Annotated in this window: 21 protein-coding genes; 15 read left to right on the forward strand and 6 right to left on the reverse strand. The window is 62.0% G+C overall.

Annotated features, from left to right (window positions below):
- Positions 1–16: 16 nt before the first annotated feature.
- The 6 genes from AC0L28_RS00635 (at position 17) to AC0L28_RS00660 (ending at position 5,050) form a co-directional block, all read left to right on the forward strand.
- Positions 17–493, forward strand: a complete 477-nt coding sequence (locus tag AC0L28_RS00635; RefSeq protein WP_128167688.1) for an RT0821/Lpp0805 family surface protein — start codon at positions 17–19, stop codon at positions 491–493.
- A 99-nt stretch (positions 494–592) separates the two neighbouring features.
- Positions 593–1,513, forward strand: a complete 921-nt coding sequence (locus tag AC0L28_RS00640; RefSeq protein ID WP_287172062.1) for a DnaJ C-terminal domain-containing protein — start codon at positions 593–595, stop codon at positions 1,511–1,513.
- A gap of 562 nt (positions 1,514–2,075) precedes the next feature.
- Positions 2,076–2,531 (forward strand): hypothetical protein, encoded by a 456-nt coding sequence (locus AC0L28_RS00645; protein ID WP_287258750.1) that lies wholly within the window; start codon positions 2,076–2,078, stop codon positions 2,529–2,531.
- Positions 2,532–2,690: 159 nt separating this feature from the next.
- Positions 2,691–3,302, forward strand: coding sequence for a DUF1194 domain-containing protein (locus AC0L28_RS00650; RefSeq protein ID WP_473474968.1), 612 nt, complete (start codon positions 2,691–2,693; stop codon positions 3,300–3,302).
- Positions 3,303–3,591: 289 nt separating this feature from the next.
- Positions 3,592–4,410 (forward strand): enoyl-ACP reductase FabI, encoded by an 819-nt coding sequence (gene fabI / locus AC0L28_RS00655; RefSeq protein WP_091596015.1) that lies wholly within the window; start codon positions 3,592–3,594, stop codon positions 4,408–4,410.
- 52 nt (positions 4,411–4,462) lie between these two features.
- Positions 4,463–5,050, forward strand: a complete 588-nt coding sequence (locus AC0L28_RS00660) for a histidine phosphatase family protein (RefSeq protein WP_128172028.1) — start codon at positions 4,463–4,465, stop codon at positions 5,048–5,050.
- Between the two features lie 37 nt (positions 5,051–5,087).
- Here the strand turns inward: AC0L28_RS00660 and AC0L28_RS00665 are convergent, their stop codons facing one another.
- The 4 genes from AC0L28_RS00665 to AC0L28_RS00680 all read right to left on the reverse strand — a co-directional run bounded on the left by AC0L28_RS00665 (position 5,088) and on the right by AC0L28_RS00680 (position 9,035).
- Positions 5,088–5,837, reverse strand: coding sequence for an anti-sigma factor (locus tag AC0L28_RS00665; RefSeq protein ID WP_473474971.1), 750 nt, complete (start codon positions 5,835–5,837; stop codon positions 5,088–5,090).
- Between the two features lie 10 nt (positions 5,838–5,847).
- The gene (locus AC0L28_RS00670) at positions 5,848–6,486 is read right to left on the reverse strand and encodes an RNA polymerase sigma factor (RefSeq protein WP_473474972.1); all 639 of its coding nucleotides are present in this window, start codon (positions 6,484–6,486) and stop codon (positions 5,848–5,850) included.
- Between the two features lie 145 nt (positions 6,487–6,631).
- The gene (locus tag AC0L28_RS00675; RefSeq protein WP_023799350.1) at positions 6,632–7,306 is read right to left on the reverse strand and encodes a response regulator transcription factor; all 675 of its coding nucleotides are present in this window, start codon (positions 7,304–7,306) and stop codon (positions 6,632–6,634) included.
- 127 nt (positions 7,307–7,433) lie between these two features.
- Positions 7,434–9,035 (reverse strand): sensor histidine kinase, encoded by a 1,602-nt coding sequence (locus AC0L28_RS00680; protein ID WP_473474974.1) that lies wholly within the window; start codon positions 9,033–9,035, stop codon positions 7,434–7,436.
- 361 nt (positions 9,036–9,396) lie between these two features.
- On the opposite strand from AC0L28_RS00680, the gene AC0L28_RS00685 reads away from it, so the two are divergent.
- Positions 9,397–9,543, forward strand: a complete 147-nt coding sequence (locus AC0L28_RS00685) for a helix-turn-helix transcriptional regulator (protein WP_473474976.1) — start codon at positions 9,397–9,399, stop codon at positions 9,541–9,543.
- A gap of 2 nt (positions 9,544–9,545) precedes the next feature.
- On the opposite strand, the gene AC0L28_RS00690 is transcribed toward AC0L28_RS00685, so the two are convergent.
- The gene (locus AC0L28_RS00690; protein WP_031254973.1) at positions 9,546–9,809 is read right to left on the reverse strand and encodes a DUF1344 domain-containing protein; all 264 of its coding nucleotides are present in this window, start codon (positions 9,807–9,809) and stop codon (positions 9,546–9,548) included.
- A gap of 291 nt (positions 9,810–10,100) precedes the next feature.
- Here AC0L28_RS00690 and aroC point away from each other — a divergent pair, with 291 nt between their 5' ends.
- Positions 10,101–11,225 carry a chorismate synthase gene (gene aroC, locus AC0L28_RS00695; RefSeq protein WP_473474977.1) on the forward strand — a complete coding sequence of 375 codons (1,125 nt, stop codon included), beginning with the start codon at positions 10,101–10,103 and terminating at the stop codon, positions 11,223–11,225.
- A 106-nt stretch (positions 11,226–11,331) separates the two neighbouring features.
- Positions 11,332–12,432, forward strand: coding sequence for a 3,4-dihydroxy-2-butanone-4-phosphate synthase (gene ribB / locus AC0L28_RS00700; protein ID WP_287061487.1), 1,101 nt, complete (start codon positions 11,332–11,334; stop codon positions 12,430–12,432).
- A gap of 60 nt (positions 12,433–12,492) precedes the next feature.
- Here ribB and AC0L28_RS00705 read toward each other — a convergent pair whose 3' ends face one another.
- Positions 12,493–13,716 carry an MFS transporter gene (locus AC0L28_RS00705; RefSeq protein WP_128167678.1) on the reverse strand — a complete coding sequence of 408 codons (1,224 nt, stop codon included), beginning with the start codon at positions 13,714–13,716 and terminating at the stop codon, positions 12,493–12,495.
- Positions 13,717–13,835: 119 nt separating this feature from the next.
- On the opposite strand from AC0L28_RS00705, the gene AC0L28_RS00710 reads away from it, so the two are divergent.
- The 6 genes from AC0L28_RS00710 (at position 13,836) to dxs (ending at position 19,301) form a co-directional block, all read left to right on the forward strand.
- On the forward strand, positions 13,836–14,480 hold the full coding sequence (locus AC0L28_RS00710; protein WP_287374741.1) for a TetR/AcrR family transcriptional regulator: 645 nt from the start codon (positions 13,836–13,838) through the stop codon (positions 14,478–14,480).
- A gap of 181 nt (positions 14,481–14,661) precedes the next feature.
- Entirely contained in the window at positions 14,662–15,588 is a 927-nt protein-coding gene (locus AC0L28_RS00715; protein ID WP_128167774.1) for a histone deacetylase family protein, read from the forward strand.
- A 3-nt stretch (positions 15,589–15,591) separates the two neighbouring features.
- On the forward strand, positions 15,592–15,843 hold the full coding sequence (locus tag AC0L28_RS00720; RefSeq protein WP_023799340.1) for an exodeoxyribonuclease VII small subunit: 252 nt from the start codon (positions 15,592–15,594) through the stop codon (positions 15,841–15,843).
- Positions 15,844–15,953: 110 nt separating this feature from the next.
- Positions 15,954–16,220 (forward strand): DUF2277 domain-containing protein, encoded by a 267-nt coding sequence (locus AC0L28_RS00725; protein WP_023799339.1) that lies wholly within the window; start codon positions 15,954–15,956, stop codon positions 16,218–16,220.
- Positions 16,221–16,230: 10 nt separating this feature from the next.
- Positions 16,231–17,151, forward strand: coding sequence for a pirin family protein (locus AC0L28_RS00730; protein ID WP_128167677.1), 921 nt, complete (start codon positions 16,231–16,233; stop codon positions 17,149–17,151).
- 209 nt (positions 17,152–17,360) lie between these two features.
- Positions 17,361–19,301 carry a 1-deoxy-D-xylulose-5-phosphate synthase gene (gene dxs / locus AC0L28_RS00735; RefSeq protein ID WP_473474981.1) on the forward strand — a complete coding sequence of 647 codons (1,941 nt, stop codon included), beginning with the start codon at positions 17,361–17,363 and terminating at the stop codon, positions 19,299–19,301.
- Positions 19,302–19,416: the final 115 nt, after the last annotated feature.

Below are 19,416 nucleotides of genomic sequence, written 5' to 3' on the forward strand. Positions count from 1 at the left end.
CGGGGGAGATTGCCGATTGTCGCGCATCGCGCAACTTTTTGACAGCAGGCAATGGCGCCTTATTGCTTCCGCCAGCGCGCAAATTGCGGTCAAGGCCGCCGCGATCGTGCTGGTCGCCTTGCCGCTTGCCGCTTGCGGTGCTGGCGGCTTCAGTTTGGAGCAGGCGGAGGTCGACCGTACGATCCTCACCAGCAGCACGCCTGCCTCTGCCATGCCGATCGACCAGGATCGCGCCTCGGACCAGGCGACGATCCGCAACGCGGTGTCTTCAGCCGATATCCAGGAACTTGCCGGTCAGGCCGTTCCCTGGGCGAATTCCGATACCGGTTCGCGCGGCTCGATCACCGAACTGGCGGAGTCCAGGGACAACGGCCAGCTTTGCCGCCGCTTCACCGCCTCACGCGAAAGCTTCGACGGCGTCGCCCTGTTCAAGGGCGAGGTGTGCCTGGCCGGCGCCGGCGCCTGGCAGATGCAGGACTTCAAGGCGCTCTGATTTTCCGCCATCATATGACCGTAAGCTACTGGAATTTCTTCCTATGCGAGCGCATATAGATGGCAATCATGGACTCACTCCTTCTCCAGGGCAGGAAGCATGCGCGACCCCTATGAGGTGCTGGGCGTTGCCAAGAACGCATCGGCCAAGGATATAAAATCGGCGTACCGCAAACTCGCCAAGGAGTATCATCCGGACCAGAATCCGGATCCCAAGGCGAAGGAGCGGTTTGCCGCCGCCAACCAGGCTTACGAGATCGTTGGCGACGAGAAGAACCGGGCGGCTTTCGATCGCGGCGAGATCGATGCCGAGGGCAAGCCGCGCTTTCAAGGCTTCGAGGGCGCCGCCGGCAGCGCCGATCCGTTCGCCGGTTTTCGCCGGCAGCAAGGGCCGGGCGGCTCGCGTTTCGAGTTTCGCTCAGGCCGACCGAGCGGCGATCCGTTCGACGGCAGCAGCGACATTTTCAGCCAGATTTTCGGCGAGACCTTCTCTCGCGGCGCCGGCATGGGCGCCGGCCCGCAGGCGCCGTCCGGCGCCGACCTGAACGTGACGCTCGACATCACCATCGAAGAAGCGGCGACTGCCGAGAAGGTAACGGCGATGTTCCCCGACGGGCGCAAGGTCGCCGTCAAGCTGCCAGCCTATGTCGAGGACGGCCAGACCATCCGGCTGAAAGGCCAGGGCGAGCAAGGGCCGGGGCAACCGGGCGATGCGCTGGTCAAGATCCGCTTCCGGCGGCATCCGCGCTACCGTGTCGAAGGCCGCGACCTTCACGCCGACCTGCCGGTTGCGCTGGCGGATGCCGTGCTGGGTGCCAAGGTGGCGGTCGAAACGCCGACAGGCAAGGTTGCAGTCAATATTCCCGCCTGGTCGAGCTCGGACAAGGTCCTGCGGCTGAAGGGCAGGGGCCTGCCGGAAAAAGTCGGCGGTCACGGTGATCTCTACGCGCATGTGCGGCTGATGCTGCCTGAGGGTGGCGACAGCGATCTCGAAGCGTTGATGCGCAACCGCAAACGCTAGCCTGGCGCGTCAAAGCCGCGCTACGCCGCAAACGCTCCTGTCTCTCACCTGTCCGTTTTGACCGACTGCAGGGCTCAGCCACATTCCGCGACATCGCTCGATGGCCTCCCGGAACATGTCCGGCTCGCGCCAGGCAGGTGAGTCGCTTGTCGCCGGAGCGTTTTCTTATGCGTGGGCGGAATAAACCCGCGGCCGCCCCGTTTCCAACCCGTTGGTCGACTAGCGAAATTGCCCGTCAAACAAATAGCAACGAAGGAGCGCGTCGGATTTGCTGGGTCATGCGTTATCGAGTTTGGAAAGTGCGTTCGGAGAAATCCGGGCTATGTATCGAAACGACAGGCTCAGCAGGGTTTTCGCGCTGATACTAATATGCCTGAATGTCTTCGTCATCACCGTTCCATTCGCGATCGAGGCGCTTCGATCAGCCGGAATTTCACGTTACGACCTGCCTTCGCGTCTTAACATCAGCAGGGATGGATCGCTGCCCGAGATGTTCAACTACGGGCAGGCCGTGCTTTGCGCCCTGTTTCTGTTCGGCATCTGGCTTCGAACCAGGGAGCATATGTTTCTTGCCTGGTCGCTGATTTTCGGTTTTGTCACGCTCGACGACGCCGCCCGTTTCCATGAGCGGGGCGGCCTGCTGCTGTCAGCGACATTCGACCTCGTCTCGCTGCCGGGCATGCGGGCTCGCGACACCGGGGAAATCATCACCTGGTCGGTGGTCGCGCTCGGCCTGCTGGCGCCGCTGCTGTGGTCATTCTGGCAAAGCAGACCGAGGCAACAAGCCCTCGGATCGGTGTTTTTGCTGCTGTTCGCGTGTCTTGTGGGCTTTGCCGTGGCGGTGGACATGCTGCACTTCCTGACTGGCTCGAAGCTCGTTGGCTACGCGGAAGACGGCGGCGAGATGCTGTCGATTGCCGTCGCCTGTTGCAGTGCGTTCATCCTCTATCGCGGGCTGGGGCGTTATGCGGATCTTCAGGCATTGGATCCGAGCCTGCCGTTCTCGAAGCGGACATAACCGAATTGCTGAAACGGCCGCGCGAACAGAAGGAATAAGTTTGGCTCCGAGCCGTTACCTCCCGGGGACCAACCCTGGAGGATGCAGTCGTTTCCGCCCGTTCCAACGCGCAGGTTCTGGCGTCGTTCAGGACACCAGGAGGTGAAGCCGAAGCCTGGTATGCCGGCGAAACCTTGCCGCTGGCGCGCCCTTCACCTCGCCCGGCCACTGATGGTCTTCCTGTGCGACGCTTCGCCAGCGGCCAACGCCAATGTCGTCACAGCAATCGACGTCTCGGACTCGATCGGCCGATATGAGGAATGGCTCCAGCAGGCCGGGCTCGTGCGGGCGCTCGTCCACCCCGACTTCCTGCGCGCCGCCACCGCCGGCCCGCGGCGTGGGATCGGGTTCGCCGTCTTCACATGGTCAAGCGATGGCAAGTTCGACCTGTTGGTGCCCTGGACCGTCATCGACTCGGCCGAGGACGCCGCGCGCGTGTCTCAGGCGCTCGCTTCGGTGACGCTCATCGACCGAACCCATTACGGAGGCGGCGATATGAAGCAAGACGGCAACGCTGATCCCGCAGCGATGCACGATCGTCTGACAGACATGTCGGAGGCGATCGCCCTTGCTTCGCTCCTGTTGACGTCATCGCCGCACGCGACGGAGCGCGCGGTCATGAACATCTGCGCCAACGGAACCGACAATTTCGAGGGCGGAACAGAATCCTCACGAGACGCGGCGCTGGCGCAAGGGACATCTCGGATGCGAAAGACGCCGGTGAATTCATGACCAGGAAACTTGTTCGCGACCTGTTGGCGTCCGCGCCGGCAGATGCGCCTCGTTTCAGGATCGAGTGACCGCTTCGATGCACAACTACTCTTGCAGAACTGCTGCACGACATGGCGTGGCGTCTTTTCGTCAATTCTCGCTTGAGCGTGCCACAAGCGCTTCGCCCAGGCAATCGATACTCAGGTCGGAAGGTCAGCCGGCGGGCACTGTCCGTTTTGAGCGCTTGAAGGGGCTCTGTGCCTGTGCGATAGCCACTCACGAAGCAGCAAATCTTGCGGAGAGCGCTCACATGGCGGGTGGACAAGGCATTATGGCCGGCAAGCGCGGGCTTGTCCTGGGCGTCGCGAACAATCGGTCGATCGCCTATGGCATCGCCAAGGCCTGCGTCGACCATGGCGCCGAGATCGCGCTGACCTACCAGGGCGAGGCGTTCAAGAAGCGCGTCGAGCCGCTGGCGGCGGAACTCAACGCCCATGTCGCCGGCCATTGCGATGTGACCGATCCGACCACGCTCGATGCGGTATTCGACGACATCGCCAAGCGTTGGGGCAAGCTCGATTTCCTCGTCCACGCCATCGCCTTTTCCGACAAGGACGAGCTGACAGGCCGCTATGTCGAGACGACGCGCGACAATTTCCTGCGCACGATGGACATCTCGGTGTTTTCCTTCACCACCATCGCCAAGCGCGCTGAGGCGCTGATGACCGATGGCGGCTCGCTGCTGACGTTGACTTATTACGGTGCGGAAAAAGTGATGCCGCACTACAACGTCATGGGTGTTGCCAAGGCAGCGCTCGAAGCCAGCGTGCGCTATCTGGCCGTCGACCTCGGCGCCAAGAAAATCCGCGTCAACGCCATCTCCGCCGGTCCGATCAAGACGCTGGCAGCCTCCGGCATCGGCGATTTTCGCTACATCCTGAAGTGGAACGAATACAATTCGCCGCTAAAGCAGACGGTGACGCAAGAGGAGGTCGGCGATTCAGCGGTCTATTTCCTTTCAAACCTTTCACGCGGCGTCACCGGCGAGGTCCACCATGTCGATTCCGGCTACCATGTCGTCGGCATGAAGGCGGTCGACGCGCCTGATATTTCGACCGTCAAGGAATAGACCCGCCTCGAATACCCTCTCGCCTGTTCTCGACCGCTCTCCGGATGACCTGATGTATCCGCTCGTCTACATCGCGCGCCATGGCCAGACGGTGTGGAACGCCGAGTCCCGGCTGCAAGGACAGGCCGACACCGATCTCAACCCGCTCGGCCGCGAGCAGGCGACCGGCAATGGCCATCGGCTGGCGGAACTCGTTCAAAACCCCGAAGATTTCGATTTTGTCGCCAGCCCGATGCGGCGAACGCGTGAGACCATGGAACGCATTCGCATGGCGATGGGGCTCGATCCCCAAGCTTACCGCACCGATCCCCGCCTTGTCGAAATGAGTTTCGGCGACTGGCAGGGTTTCACCTTTCCCGAACTTGAGGCCCGGCATCTCGGCTCGGCCAGGGAGAGGCGCCTCGACAAGTGGAATTTCCTGCCGCCCGGCGAGGGCGCCGAAAGCTATCAAATGCTGCTCGAACGGGTAAAGCCGTGGTTCGACGCGCTGGACCGCCGGACGGTCTGCGTGACGCATGGCGGCGTCGTGCGCGTCCTGTTCCGTATGGTGCTGGGAATGCCCGAGAAAGAAGCCGCAAGGCTGAATGTGCCGCACGATCGGTTGCTCAGGCTGGAGGGCCGACGCCTGGAGTGGCTCTAATGCATGTCGCCCAAAAGCATGCCCACGGGCCCGCCTTCTACTGGCCCAACGATCTCAACGCCGCCGCCTCGTCTTTCCGTGACAGAGGCTCATGCGCTCCGGTTGCCGCGAGATAGGAATCGAGCGCTTCCGTAGACGAGGCCGGTGCATATCCGCCGTCGCGCGCGGGCGCAACGACGGCAAAATTCACCGCCCAACCATTATCCGAGTGGCACGCCACGGATATGACGGTCGAGCGGTTGGCGGAATCGATTTCAAATTCGCGGCACAAGGAACCGGTTCCATCGCGAAACGTGGCTACGGCACGGATCCTGTCGGTGGAGCCTGCCAGCACGGTTTCTTCGCCGGACGCCACCTGCCCGAGCGCCTCTGAAAGAGGGCTGTCCTGCCCTGCCACCTCAAGTCCATGCGGCTGGTTTTGGCTGGCAAACCCAAAAAAATATCCGCCGAACCCAAAAACGACTGCAACCAGCGAAGCAGCCAGCGGCATGATCCAGGATGCCTGGGGGCGCCGTATTGCCTGATTGTCCCCCGCCCTGAAGGCAACGACACGCGCGGCCCCGCTGGCGTGCGATGGAACGCTGCGCCACCTGGCTTCGTCGATCATTCGCTGCACGGACTCGCTGAGCCGTTCGGGAACGGGTTCATCGAGAACCGGCATCAGTGCCTCTTTGACCTGAATGCGGGTTTCTAGGAACAGGGCGACCCGGTTGGCGATATCCAGTTGCATGGCTTTCTCGATGGCTGCGGCAGTCGCGTCGTCGAGTTCGCCGTCTGCAAGGGCCATGAGCGTTTCGTCAGCAAACTCGCATCTGATCATTTCTGTTCTCGCCCTTCATGACCGGTGAACGTGGCAAGCCGGGATTTATTCCGACTGCCTCGGCGAGATTTTTTCTGGCGCGCGCCAGCCGGCTCATCACCGTTCCGATCGGGATCCCGAGAACGCCGGCCGCCTCCCTGTAGGAAAGGTCCTCGACGCAGACCAGGAGAATAATTTCGCGCTGATCGTCCGGCAGGTCGGTGATCGCCTGGGCAACGCTGTTCAGGGTAAAGCGTGCTTCGACATCTCGCTCGCCACAGGCGCCGACGAGGTCCTGCCGTTGCTCAATGTCCTCCTGCGGCCCGGCCGTGCGCTGCCTTCTGATGTGGTCAATCCACAAATTTCGCAAGATCCGGAACAACCACGCATCAAAACGGGTTCCAGGTTCAAAGCGCTCGGTGTTGGCAAGCGCGCGTTCGCAAGCCGCTTGCACCAGATCGTCCGCAAGATCGCGGGAACGGCAAAGGGAAATCGCAAAACGGCGCAGGTTCGGAAGAAATGCAACAAGCTGCTTTCCGAATTGATCAGTCTCAATCACGTCGAAGTTTCCGGTTTCTTGAGGACCGAGCGAAGTCAGCCGCCTCCGCACGCATTCGGGGTGGGTCGGTATCTTCATGTGGCAGCATATGACCACGGCGGCTAAACCAGCGTGGGAGTCCGGCTAGATTTCGGGAAGGCCAGGATTAGACTATGGCAAGCATCAGGTTAGAGCTTGGTGAGAGAACTGCCTATTTCCTGAAAACGTCGGTGACCCGCTGGCTTCAAGCCGATATCACGTAGCCGAAGCCCCGCACGGTTTTTATGAGCGGCTTTTCGTCCACGCTTTCGATCTTGCTGCGAAGGTAGCGAATGTAGACATCGACCACCTTCGTTTCCGGGTCGAAGCTCAGATCCCAAACATTGTTGAGCAGCCGGGTTCTGCTGATCACAGCGCCGGAGTGCGACATCAGATACGCGAGAAGCCTGAATTCCTTGGCCGTAAGGCTGATCTCGCGTTCGCCGCGCCAGACCTTCTTGCCGACCGGATCAAGCGCCAGATCGCCAACCCTGAGGACTGGGTCCGTGCCGGTGCTGGAGCCGCGGCGAAGCAGCGCCTCCATGCGCGCGATCAGCTCGTCGAAGGCGAAAGGTTTGGTCAGGTAGTCGTCGGCGCCCCCCTTCAGCCCTTCGACCTTGTCCTGCAGGCTGTCTCTGGCCGTGAGCATCAGGACAAGATGCTGGTGCTGCTCGCGCCGCAACATGCGACATACTTCGAGGCCGTCGATTCCTGGAAGCATTCGGTCGAGAACGATCAGCGCATATGGCGTCTCCCGCACCATCGCCAGCGCATCCCCGCCACTGTCGGTCACGTCGACAACGTAACCCTCGGCTTCGAGCCCTCGCTTGATGAAGCCGACGATGCGATCGTCGTCCTCTACCAGCAGAATCCTTGACATTTACACCACCTTCTCCCCGGGTCGTATTGCGGGGAGTCAGAGAATTCCCCGCCTCGCGGTGGGCGCGGTCATTCCGCCGAGCTCCCGCCTCAACTATCGTAATCCATGAAACGAAGGAGGTCGTTGTTTATTCCGAGCCGGTTTTTGCACGCAGCCTCTTTTTCAGAACGACCACGGCGGCACCTGCGTTCGCATCGGCAGACGCGGTTGCGTCAGCGTGTGGAAGCCGGACCACGACCTCAGTAAAAGACCCGACCTCGCTCGTGAGCGCAATCTCGCCCCGATGCTTTTCGATGAGCCATTTCGCGATCGCCAGACCGAGGCCACTGCCAAGTTGGCGCGACGCCCTTGGGCTTCGGCCACGGTAAAATCGCTCGAACACCTTGGGTATTTCCTCGGCTGGAATGCCCAAACCCTTGTCGCGTATCGCAATCTCCGCATGCCCGTCCATAACGGTCATGCTCAAGTTCACCGAGCGATCGCGCGGAGAATATTTTATGGCATTGTCCAGAATTATCACCAGAGCCTGTTTGAGACGTTGCGCGTCGGCTGTGATCCAGACCGGACGGGTGCTGTAGGCCGCCTTGATCGAGATGCCCTTGGCGCGCCCCAGGATTTCGCCCTCGTGGACCGCATCGGCGACGATGCTCACGAGGTCCGTTCGGCGGGGCTCGAAACGTATTGTATCGGTTTCCGAACGAGAAAGGAAAACGAGGTCGTCGACGAGGCGTCCCATCTCCAGGCTCTGAGTGACAATCCGTTCGAGCGCATCGCGGTACACTGCCTCTGGCTTTGAACCATGGCGCAGCGGAATTTCCGCTTCACCGCGAAGCGCCGTCAGTGGAGTGCGCAGTTCATGGCTGATGTCGGCGAGGAACTGGACGCGCAACCGGTCGAGCTCCGTCAACCGCTGGTTCGCCGCGGCAAGCTCTGCCGTCCGTGTGGCAACTTGCTGCTCGAGTTCTGCTTTGGCATTGAGCAGCCGGTCGCGCTGGTCTTGCTGATGCGTGGCCATTTCGTTGAACCGCCTGGCGAGCGCACCAAGTTCGTCGCGGCCATCGAAGGCGATCCGGTGGTCGAGATCACCACGACTGATCGCCTCTGTGCCTTCGGTCAGCAGGCTGATCGGGCGCATCAATGATCGGGCGAGAAGGAAAGCAGCAACAAAGCAGAGAACCACAGCAGCCAATGCAAGCGCGGCCGTCATCCAGGTCAGGCGTCGCCACAGTGCTTCCGCCTGCAGTTCGGTTCGCACAACCTCTTCCTCTTCGTCGCGCCGCGCGGCTTCCAGGATGTTTTCGAACTCGGCATCGAAACGATTCTCGATGTCCCGGCGAAAAACGCTGACCGCGTCCTCCTGGCGCCCCTGGTTGCGAAGATTGATTGCGTCAGAGGTGGCTTTGGCGATTTCTCCGTAGAGCGTGCGCATCCGCGTGACGCGGAAGATCTCGTCACCGCCGTCCTCCTGTTCGCTGCTGCCCCCGAGAAACTCGGCTTCTCCCCTGGTCAGCTCCGCGAGCTTTTCGAATCCGGCCTCAAGTTCGGCGCGGGCGCTCTCGTAGTCGGGACGCTCCGGTTCGCCAATTAACAGGAACTCGGCGATCTGCTCAGAATATCGGTTGGCGTTGACCGTAAGCGCGGTGACGGCTTCCAGTTGGTTGTTGGCCCATTGCACGCGCTGTGTGTAGTAGGTTGTCGAGCGAATGGTGATGTAGACGATAGCCGCCATAATCACGACTGCCCCCACAACAATGAGCTGAAATACAAGAATGCGAGACCTGATGCCCATCGGTGTCCATCGGCGTTGAGAACCCGAAACCGATCGGATTCAAGAATACCCCCTTCGCGGCAGAGAAGGCCACCGTGCAGGATGGCTCGCGCAGATCGGCGCAACATTTCCGCGACGCCGTTTCAGCACGGAGCAACCATAGAGGACCCGCTATTAAGGATACGAGAGATTCAGGTTAGAAATTGGTGAGAATGCAGTCCTGCCGTCCGAATTTAGCGACTTCACCCCGTGAGAGGTTAAGTTCAGCCGGACGCCGCAAGCCGAGGCAAGACTGGCTTGCCGGGTTTCATTGGGGGCAGAGTTGAAGGCCGTCGCGGGTGACTTGCGAGTCACTTACGAAACCGCCAGGAAGCACCTGAAAGCCGTCTTCGCCAAAACCGAGACCCATAGCCAGCCGGAACTGGTCGCGTTGCTCGCGAGAATAGCCAGCACCGCCCAGACTGAATGAGTCTATTCGGTTGAATCGCTATCCGGCAATTGCATGTCGGTGATGATGTTCTCGCCGTTTGTCTCGTCGTAGGCGATCACGATGTCCATGCCGGGTTTCAGCGCTTCGAGATCGGTTTCGGCGTTCAGCTTGTAGGATTTGCCGTCGTCGAGTGTCAGCGTCAACGTCTCCTTGTCGATCTCTTTGATCAGGCCTTCGGTCTGGCCGGCAAAGGCGGCGGTGGAAATCAGCAACATGGCGGCAACGGCGCCGATCGGGATACGCATCATCGTCCTCTTATCATTGCGCCGGCACAGTGGCGGCGGGTGTTCAACAGACGGTGTTCAACAGACGGGTCGAGGGAAGCAGAAACCAACCGAATGTGTCAAAACTAAATCCGCCAGATCACAGTTTGACCGCTGCGGAAAACGCCAATAGAACGCAGCTACGGCGCCGCGCGTCCTGACGCAGAAACGACGCTGTGGCACTTTTGATTTTGCGCATGATCCTTCCCGAAAATCGCTCCGATTTTCGGGGTCATGCGCTAAGCCGGCTCGGTGCCGGCAGGGCTGGTTTTCATGTCTCACAATACGTTTGGCCATCTTTTCCGCGTCACCACCTGGGGCGAAAGCCATGGCCCAGCGCTCGGCTGCGTCGTCGACGGCTGTCCGCCCGGCCTCCGCTTCACGCGCGCCGAGGTCCAGGCCGAACTCGACAAGCGCCGCCCGGGTCAATCGCGTTTTGTGACGCAGCGTCGCGAACCAGACGAGGTCAAGATCCTGTCCGGCTTCATTCTGGATGACGACGGCGAGACCATGATCACCACCGGCACGCCGGTGTCGATGGTGATCGAGAACGTCGACCAGCGCTCCAAGGACTATGGCGAGATCGCCCGCCAGTACCGGCCGGGTCATGCCGATTATACCTACGACACCAAATACGGCCTGCGCGACTATCGCGGTGGTGGCCGTTCTTCGGCCCGCGAGACAGCGGCGCGGGTGGCGGCCGGAGCCTTGGCCCGCAAGGTCGTGCCCGGCATGATCGTGCGCGGCGCACTGGTCTCGATGGGGGAAAAATCGATCGACCGCGCCAACTGGAACTGGAATTTCGTTGGCGACGCCGAAAATCCATTCTTCACGCCCGATCCGGCATCGGTCGCCGTCTTCACCGCGTATCTTGACGGCATCCGCAAGGCGGGTTCCTCGGTCGGCGCGGTAATCGAGATCGTCGCCGACGGCGTTCCGGCAGGCCTGGGCGCACCAATCTACGCCAAGCTCGACCAAGACATTGCCTCGGGCCTGATGTCGATCAATGCCGTCAAGGGTGTCGAGATCGGCAACGGCTTCGAGGCCGCCCGCATCGCCGGCGAAGAAAATGCCGACGAGATGCGTATCGGCAATGACGGCAAGCCGGTCTTCCTGTCCAACAATGCCGGCGGCATCCTCGGCGGCATCTCCACCGGCCAGGCGATCGTCGCGCGCTTCGCCGTCAAGCCGACCTCGTCGATCCTGACCCCGCGAAAGTCGATCGACAAGGACGGCAACGACGTCGAGATCATGACCAAGGGCCGGCACGATCCGTGCGTCGGCATCCGCGCCGTGCCGGTCGGCGAGGCGATGGTTGCCTGCGCGATCGCCGATCACTATCTGCGTCATCGGGGACAGACAGGGAGAGGAGAGGGCAGTAGGGCAGTAGGGCAGTAGGGCAGTATGTTATCCCGCCGAAGCAGCCAATTTTTTCCTTTTCCCTAATCCCTTACTGCCCTACTGCCTTACTGCCCTATCCCCTGCGAGAGCGAAGCGAGCGTCCATGCCTTACGACCAGAAGAAGATCGTCGAAGCCCTGCGCGCCTTCGAACGCGGCGAGATTGTCGTCGTCATGGACGATGACGGGCGCGAGAACGAGGGCGACCTGATCGTCGCCGCCGTCCATTGCACGCCGGAAAAGATGGCGTTCATCGTCCGCAATACCTCTGGTATCGTCTGCACGCCGATGCCGCGCGAGGAGGCCAAGCGCCTCAACCTGTCGCCGATGGTCGCCGACAACGACTCGGCCCACACCACCGCCTTCACCGTCAGCGTCGATTTCAAGCACGGCACCACGACCGGCATTTCGGCCGACGACCGCACATTGACCGTGCGCAATCTTGCCAACGGCAATGTCGGCGCCTCCGATTTCGTCCGCCCCGGCCACATCTTTCCGCTGATTGCGCGCGAAGGCGGTGTGCTGATGCGTTCGGGCCATACCGAAGCCGCGGTCGATTTGTGCAAGCTTGCCGGCCTGCCGCCGGTCGGTGTCATTTCCGAGCTGGTCAATGATGACGGCACCGTCATGCGCGGCCCGCAGGTGCAGGCCTTCGCCGAAAAGAACGTTTTGAAGCAGATTTCGGTCGCCGACCTCATCGCCTATCGCCAGCGCAAGGAAACGCTGGTCGAGCGTGTCGCCTGTTCGGAGATCGACACGCCCGGCGGCAAGGCGCAGGTCTTCACCTACACGCTGCCCTGGGACTCGATGCACCATGTGGCGATCGTCTTCGGCGACATCCGCGACGGCGAGGAGGTGCCGGTGCGACTGCATTCCGAGGATGTTGTGACGGACGTTTTCGGCACCGGCCACAGGCTGGACGGCATCATGAAATCGATGGGCGAGCGTCGGCGCGGCGTCATCGTCTATCTGCGCGAAGGTTCCGTCGGCGTCGCCCATCAGGAGCGCAACCGGCCGGCTGCCGGCGACCGCGAGGACCATGAAGAGGCGCGCCGCCGCGAAAGCGAATGGCGCGAGATCGGCCTGGGCGCGCAAATCTTGAAGGATCTGGGCATTTCCTCGATCAACCTGATCGCCTCGCGCGAACGCCACTATGTCGGCCTTGAAGGTTTCGGCATCCACATCGCCAAGACCGAGATTCTCTAGGACTGGTTTAGCGGATCGCCGGCATGCGTCCGGTCCCGCTTGGCACCGGACGCATGGAGTCTATTCGGCAGGAACCGCGGCTGTTTCGCGCGCGGAGATGTCACTATCGCCCGTGGCAAGGCTGCGCTGGCCGGCGAGCACGGTGACCAGCGCGACAGTGCCCGCCGCCACCGACACCAGGAAGCCGCTCTGTGCACCGAAGGCGTCCACCACCCATCCGGCGGCGAAGGAGCCGAGCGCCATGCCGATGCCAATGCCGGTCATGACCCAGGTCACGCCCTCGGTCAGCATCGCCTCCGGCACGCGCCGCTCGATCAGGCCGAATGCCGTGATGAAGGTCGGCGAGATCGCCACACCGCTAACGAAGACAGCCAGCGCCAGAAGCGGCACCGTGTCTGCGACAAGCAACGGCAGCGTGGTGAGCGCGATGATGGCGATCGCGATGGCAAGCTGAATTTGCAGCGGTGTTTTCAGGTTCAGAGCGCCGAGGACGATGCCGACGACGAACGATCCGAGGGCATAGACGCCGATGACGAGGCTGGCGGCGCCCGGCTGGCCGAGCTCCTTGGTGATCGCCACGGTGCTCACCTCCGTGGTTGCGAAGGTCGCGCCGATGAAGATCAGGGCCAAGGTGATGATTTGGACCGGCCGCAGGCGGATTGCCGATCCGCGCGAACCCTGGTCGACCGGTCGCACGCGCGGCTCGGTCGAGCGCTGCAGGATGAGGGCTGTCGAGCCGGAGGCGAGGAACAATGTGCTCGCCAGCATTCCCGCTTCCGGGAAAAGCGCGACGCTCAGGCCAACCGACAGCGAAGCCCCGGCGATGTAGACCAGCTCGTCCGCCGCCGATTCGAAGGCGAACGCCGTGTTCATCTCGGGGCGATCCCGGAAGAGCTCTGTCCAGCGCGCGCGCACCATCGCTGGGATGCTGGGCATTACGGCGGCCAGCAGCGCTGACACGAACAGTGTCCATATCGGCAAGTCCTGATTGGCCGCCGTAATCAGCACTACGAAGGCGAGCACGGAAATAACGGTGGTGGGCGCCACAATCCGCGCCTGGCCGAGGCGGTCCACCAGCCGCGATATCTGCGGCGCGACAAAAGCATTGGCCAGCGCATATGTCGCGGAGACGGCCCCGGCCAGCCAGTACTCGCCATGCGTCTGCGACAGCATCGCGACGATTCCGATCGGAGCCATGGCCATCGGCATCCGGGCAACGAAGCCGGCTGCGGCGAAGCCCTTGGCTCCCCTTGCCTTGAAGATTTCGCGATAGGGATTGGGCATGAGAACACTCCTGGATTTTTGAGGCCCAGCCACTTATATACGTGGCGTATGCAAATCAGATAATGACATACGTAGCGTATGTCAATTAATATACGAGACGTATGTGAAGGAATGGGCGAATGGGGCACAAACCTCGCAAGGAGATGATCGCCGAAACCCGCACCAAACTGGTCGCGGCGGCGCGCCATGCCTTTGGCACTGTCGGCTATGCCGAGGCCTCGATGGACGACTTCACCGCATCGGCCGGGCTGACGCGCGGCGCGCTTTATCATCACTTCGGCGACAAGAAGGGCCTTCTCCAGGCGGTTATCGCCGAGATCGACGCCGAGATGTTGGCCCGGTTGAAGATCGTGTCAGTCAGGGCGGACACTCTCTGGCAGGGCTTTGTCGACGAATGCACCGCCTATATCGAGATGGCGCTGGAGCCGGAGATCCAGCGTATTGTCCTTCGCGACGGACCGGCGGTGCTCGGCGATCCTTCGCAATGGCCGAGCCAGAACGAATGCATCCGCTCGATGAGCGAGAACCTTCGAAAGCTGAGGGACGAGGGAACCATCGTTGCCGTTGATCCCGAAGCCGCAGCAAGGCTGGTCAGCGGCGCCTCGCTACATGCCGCGCAGTGGATCGCAAATTCGGAAAATCCAGAAGCGACGTCGAAAAAGGCGGTGAAGGCGTTCAACGTGCTTTTGGAGGGACTGCTCAGGCAAGGCCGCAGGATTGGCCGTCCACAAGCACCGGCTGAGGTGGACAAATCGCCGGCCTGAGCCTGTATCAAGACCACCAAAGGCAAGGCGCGATCTCGAATGGGACGGGCGAAGCGCGCCTCAAGATTCGGGCAGCTCCCGCCGGACCCAACCAGCACCCAACGCCTAAACTCTGTTGAACGTCTGCCTTTGGCGGTTGCAAAACATGGTCAAAGCCGCCGGGCGCGCCTATATCGGGGGCATGGTCACAAGGCTTTATACCCACCCGATCTTCCTCGAGCATATAACGCCGCCCGGTCATCCGGAGCGGCCGGACCGCCTGCGCGCCATCGAGCGCGTGCTCGACGACGAGGCCTTTGCGGCCCTTGATCGTGCCGAGGCGCCGGAAGGCGACGAGGCCACCATCCTCTACGCACACCCGCAGGAATTCGTCGAATGGGTCCGCGCTTTGATGCCGGACACCGGTATCGCTCGTGTCGACGCCGACACCACCGCCAGCCCGAAAAGCTGGCAGGCGGCCGTCACGGCGATTGGCGCTGCCAACGCCGCCGTCGACGATGTCTTTCGGGGCGACGTGGCCAATGTCTTTGTCGCCGCCCGGCCGCCCGGCCACCACGCCGAAAAGACCACGTCCATGGGCTTCTGCCTGTTCAACACCGCGGCGATCGCGGCGCGCTACGCGCAAAGGCAGCACCAGGCCGAGCGTGTTGCCATCGTCGACTGGGACGTCCACCACGGCAATGGCACGCAGGATATTTTCTGGGACGATCCGTCGGTGCTCTATTGCTCGACGCACCAGATGCCGCTTTACCCGGGGACCGGGGCGGTGAGCGAAACCGGCGCCGGCAACATCGTCAACGCGCCGCTGGCGCCGCAGACCGGCAGCGAGGTTTTCCGCGACGCTTTCCTGTCGCGGATCTTGCCGGCGCTCGACAATTTCGCGCCCGACCTCATCATCATTTCCGCCGGCTTCGACGCGCACCACCGCGATCCGCTGGCCGAGATCAACCTGACCGAGGACGATTTCGACTGGGCAACCGGCCAGTTGATGCAGCGCGCCGGTCGCCACAGCGACAACCGGCTCGTCAGCATGCTCGAGGGCGGCTACGATCTGCAGGGATTGGCATTTTCGGTCGCCGCCCATGTCGGGCGACTGATGAAAGGATAGACGATGGCTGGTGAGAGCAACGAAGACGTCAAGGCGATGAGCTTCGAGCAGGCGCTCGACGCGCTGGAGAAAATCGTCGATGATCTGGAGCGCGGCGACGTGCCGCTCGACCAGTCGATTCGCATCTATGAGCGTGGCGAGGCGCTAAAACTCCATTGCGACCGGCTGCTCAAGGCGGCCGAGGACAAGGTCGAGAAGATCAGGCTTTCGCGCGACGGCAAGCCGGTGGGGACCGAGCCGCTGGATGCGGAGTAAAGCACGGTCTCCAACGACAATTTCGCCGTGCGGCTTTTCGACATGATCATGATTGAGGATAATACTCATCCCGCTTGAAACGGCTCCAGGACGAGAGGAGATTGCGAACGATGTGCAGAAACATCAAGACCCTGTTCAATTTCGATCCGCCGGCAACCGATGACGAGGTCCGCGATGCCGCACTTCAGTTTGTCCGCAAGCTGAGCGGAACGACACGGCCGTCGAAACAGAACCAGCATGCGTTCGACCACGCCGTCGAGGCCATAGCCGCGTCTGCGCGCGAATTGCTGGACAGCCTCGAGACGACACAGCATCCGCGCAATCGCGACGAGGTGGCGGCCAAGGCGAAAGCCAGGTCTGCACTCCGCTTCGCCTGAGGAAGACCGCATGAGCTTCTTTCCCGGAAACGACCCTCTGCCCGGTGACGCCTTCGCCAGCGACCAGATCGAACTGATGGTTATTCCGAACGCCAAGGACATTGGCGGCTTTCAGGTTCGCCGTGCCTTGCCGACCGCCAGGCGTCGGCTGGTCGGTCCGTTCATCTTCTTCGATCGCATGGGACCGGCGATTTTGCGGGCCGGCCAGGCGCTTGATGTCCGCCCGCATCCCCATATCGGCCTGTCGACGGTCACTTACCTGTTCGACGGCAAGATCAGGCATCGCGATTCGCTCGGCACCGAAATGGTCATCCAGCCCGGCGACGTGAATTTGATGACCGCCGGTCGCGGCATCGTCCATTCCGAGCGTACGCCGCAGGAGCTGCGCGGTGCGCCGATGTCGGTTTCCGGCCTGCAGACATGGCTGGCGCTGCCGGACGATAAAGAGGAGGTCGACCCGATCTTCGAGAATACCGCGGCCATGCGTCTGCCCGAAATCGACGCTGAAGGCGTCAGCGGGCGCGTTGTCATTGGCGCGTTTGCCGGGCTGCGGTCACCGGTCGTGACCGCTTCGGACACGCTCTATGCAGACCTCAGCCTGGCGCCCGGCGCCAGCGTGAAAATCCCTGCCGATGCCGAGGAGCGCGCCATCTATACGTTGAAAGGCGAGGTTTCGATCTCCGGTGACCGCTTCCCGGCAGAGCGGCTGCTGGTGTTCCGGCCCGGCGACGAGATCGTCGTGTCGTCGGAGGGTGGAGCGCATTTCATGCTGTTCGGCGGCGCCTCGCTCGGCTCCAAGCGCTACATCTGGTGGAATTTCGTGTCATCGTCGAAGGAACGCATCGAACAGGCGAAAGAAGAATGGAAGACAGGCCGTTTCGATATCGTTCCGGGGGATGAAGAAGAGTTCATTCCGCTGCCGGACAATTAATGCATGTCGCGCAAAAGTGTGCAGCGGTTTTGCGATAACGACATGCATAAAACAACAACCTAAAGCGCGTCGCGTCAGGTCGGTCGAACGCGACGCGCTTTAGAGCGCCGCGCGTCCTTTTTGACGCGTAAACGAAACCCTAACAGTTTGAAGCTATGCCGCGTCACTCGCACGCATTTACATTCGCCGGCCAGCAGCCTATTTCGCAGATGAATAAAAAGCAGGCCACAGCACCAGTGAACGCAAAGCTCCATACGCCACTTCTCGACAAGGTCCGCATCCCGGCCGACCTCAGGACGCTTGACGAACGTCATCTGCCGCAATTGGCATCGGAGCTTCGCACCGAGTTGATCGATGCCGTGTCACATACCGGCGGACATCTCGGTGCCGGGCTTGGCGTGGTCGAACTGACGGTGGCATTGCACTATGTCTTCAACACGCCAGACGACCGGCTGATCTGGGATGTCGGTCACCAGGCCTATCCGCACAAGATCCTGACCGGCCGCCGCGACCGTATCCGCACGCTGCGGCAAGAGGGCGGCCTGTCCGGTTTCACCCAGCGCGCCGAGAGCGAATACGATCCGTTCGGCGCCGCCCACTCCTCGACCTCGATCTCCGCCGGCCTCGGCATGGCAATGGCACGCGATCTCTCCGGGGGCCGCAACAATGTCATTGCCGTTATCGGCGACGGCGCCATGTCGGCCGGCATGGCCTATGAGGCGATGAACAATGCCGGCGCGCTCGATGCCCGGCTGATCGTCATCCTCAACGACAACGACATGTCGATCGCTCCGCCGACCGGGGCGATGAGCGCCTATCTGGCCCGCCTGGCGTCGGGCAAGGCCTATCTGGGCTTGCGCGATTTCGGCAAGAAGCTGACCTCCTATCTCGGCGAGCGCGCCGATCGCGCCATCAAGCGGGCGGTCGAGCATGCGCGCGGTTACGTCACCGGCGGCACGCTGTTCGAGGAAATGGGTTTTTATCACATCGGCCCGATCGACGGTCACAATCTCGAGCACCTGATCCCGGTGCTGAAGAACGTCCGCGACAATGCCGACGGTCCGGTGCTGATCCACGTCGTGACCCAGAAGGGCAAGGGCTATGGACCGGCCGAGGCGGCCGCCGACAAATATCATGGCGTCAACAAATTCGACGTCATCACCGGCGCGCAGGCCAAGGCGCCGGCCAACGCGCCGAGCTACACGAAAGTCTTTGCCGAAAGCCTGATCCAGGAAGGCCGCGAAGATGATCGCATCGTCGCCATCACTGCCGCCATGCCGAACGGCACCGGCCTCGACCTCTTCGGCGAGGCGTTCCCGTCGAGGACCTTCGATGTCGGTATCGCCGAGCAGCACGCGGTGACTTTTGCCGCCGGCCTTGCCACGGAAGGCTTCAAACCTTTCGCGGCGATCTATTCGACCTTCCTGCAGCGTGCCTACGACCAGGTCGTCCACGACGTGGCGATCCAGAAACTGCCGGTGCGCTTCCCGATCGATCGCGCCGGCTTCGTCGGGGCCGACGGGGCGACCCATTGCGGCGCCTTCGACACGACTTTTTTGGCGACGCTGCCCGGTTTCGTCGTCATGGCCGCGGCGGATGAGGCGGAACTGCGACACATGGTGCGCACGGCGGCAAGCTACGATGAAGGCCCCATCGCCTTTCGTTACCCGCGCGGCAACGGCGTCGGCGTCGACCTGCCGGAGCGTGGCTCGGTTCTCGAAATCGGCAAGGGCCGTATCGTCAGGGAAGGCACCAAGGTTGCACTGCTTTCGTTCGGCACGCGGCTGCAGGATTGCCTGGCTGCGGCCGAGGAGCTCGGCGCGGCAGGGCTTTCCACCACGGTCGCCGATGCTCGTTTCGCCAAGCCGCTCGACGAGGATTTGATCCGGCGGCTGGCGCGCTCGCACGAAGTGCTGGTAACAGTCGAAGAGGGCGCGGTCGGTGGCTTCGCCAGCCATGTGCTGCAATTCCTCGCCCATGAAGGGCTGCTGGAAAACGGCCTGAAGGTACGCCCGCTTGTGTTGCCCGACACTTTTGTCGATCACGCCAAGCCCGAAAAGATGTATGCCGACGCCGGGCTTGATGCCGCCGGTATCGTGCGCACCGTCTTCGCGGCGCTGGGACACACCGCCAGCGCGCAAAGCGCCTGAATCAAAGTCTCAACGGCTTGCATCAGTTTGCCGACCGACGGTCGTAACTGTCTGTTTGCGTTGTCATTTGGCATTCGCCTACGGTGGTCCTGTCCCCCAAACTTCCGGACATTGT

The sequence above is a fragment of the Mesorhizobium sp. WSM4847 genome (assembly GCF_055811335.1).

What these genes read in the sequence shown, in the direction of transcription:
- AC0L28_RS00660 (WP_128172028.1), top strand. Translation starts at nt 4,463, where the DNA reads ATGTATCCGCTCGTCTACATCGCGCGCCATGGCCAGACGGTGTGGAAC.
- AC0L28_RS00705 (WP_128167678.1), bottom strand. Translation starts at nt 13,716, where the DNA reads ATGCCCAATCCCTATCGCGAAATCTTCAAGGCAAGGGGAGCCAAGGGC.
- AC0L28_RS00720 (WP_023799340.1), top strand. Translation starts at nt 15,592, where the DNA reads ATGGCTGGTGAGAGCAACGAAGACGTCAAGGCGATGAGCTTCGAGCAG.
- fabI (WP_091596015.1), top strand. Translation starts at nt 3,592, where the DNA reads ATGGCGGGTGGACAAGGCATTATGGCCGGCAAGCGCGGGCTTGTCCTG.
- AC0L28_RS00680 (WP_473474974.1), bottom strand. Translation starts at nt 9,035, where the DNA reads ATGGCGGCTATCGTCTACATCACCATTCGCTCGACAACCTACTACACA.
- AC0L28_RS00725 (WP_023799339.1), top strand. Translation starts at nt 15,954, where the DNA reads ATGTGCAGAAACATCAAGACCCTGTTCAATTTCGATCCGCCGGCAACC.
- aroC (WP_473474977.1), top strand. Translation starts at nt 10,101, where the DNA reads ATGTCTCACAATACGTTTGGCCATCTTTTCCGCGTCACCACCTGGGGC.
- AC0L28_RS00670 (WP_473474972.1), bottom strand. Translation starts at nt 6,486, where the DNA reads ATGAAGATACCGACCCACCCCGAATGCGTGCGGAGGCGGCTGACTTCG.
- AC0L28_RS00710 (WP_287374741.1), top strand. Translation starts at nt 13,836, where the DNA reads ATGGGGCACAAACCTCGCAAGGAGATGATCGCCGAAACCCGCACCAAA.
- AC0L28_RS00640 (WP_287172062.1), top strand. Translation starts at nt 593, where the DNA reads ATGCGCGACCCCTATGAGGTGCTGGGCGTTGCCAAGAACGCATCGGCC.
- AC0L28_RS00715 (WP_128167774.1), top strand. Translation starts at nt 14,662, where the DNA reads ATGGTCACAAGGCTTTATACCCACCCGATCTTCCTCGAGCATATAACG.
- AC0L28_RS00665 (WP_473474971.1), bottom strand. Translation starts at nt 5,837, where the DNA reads ATGGCCCTTGCAGACGGCGAACTCGACGACGCGACTGCCGCAGCCATC.
- AC0L28_RS00730 (WP_128167677.1), top strand. Translation starts at nt 16,231, where the DNA reads ATGAGCTTCTTTCCCGGAAACGACCCTCTGCCCGGTGACGCCTTCGCC.
- dxs (WP_473474981.1), top strand. Translation starts at nt 17,361, where the DNA reads ATGAATAAAAAGCAGGCCACAGCACCAGTGAACGCAAAGCTCCATACG.
- AC0L28_RS00645 (WP_287258750.1), top strand. Translation starts at nt 2,076, where the DNA reads ATGTTTCTTGCCTGGTCGCTGATTTTCGGTTTTGTCACGCTCGACGAC.
- AC0L28_RS00675 (WP_023799350.1), bottom strand. Translation starts at nt 7,306, where the DNA reads ATGTCAAGGATTCTGCTGGTAGAGGACGACGATCGCATCGTCGGCTTC.
- ribB (WP_287061487.1), top strand. Translation starts at nt 11,332, where the DNA reads ATGCCTTACGACCAGAAGAAGATCGTCGAAGCCCTGCGCGCCTTCGAA.
- AC0L28_RS00690 (WP_031254973.1), bottom strand. Translation starts at nt 9,809, where the DNA reads ATGCGTATCCCGATCGGCGCCGTTGCCGCCATGTTGCTGATTTCCACC.
- AC0L28_RS00650 (WP_473474968.1), top strand. Translation starts at nt 2,691, where the DNA reads ATGCCGGCGAAACCTTGCCGCTGGCGCGCCCTTCACCTCGCCCGGCCA.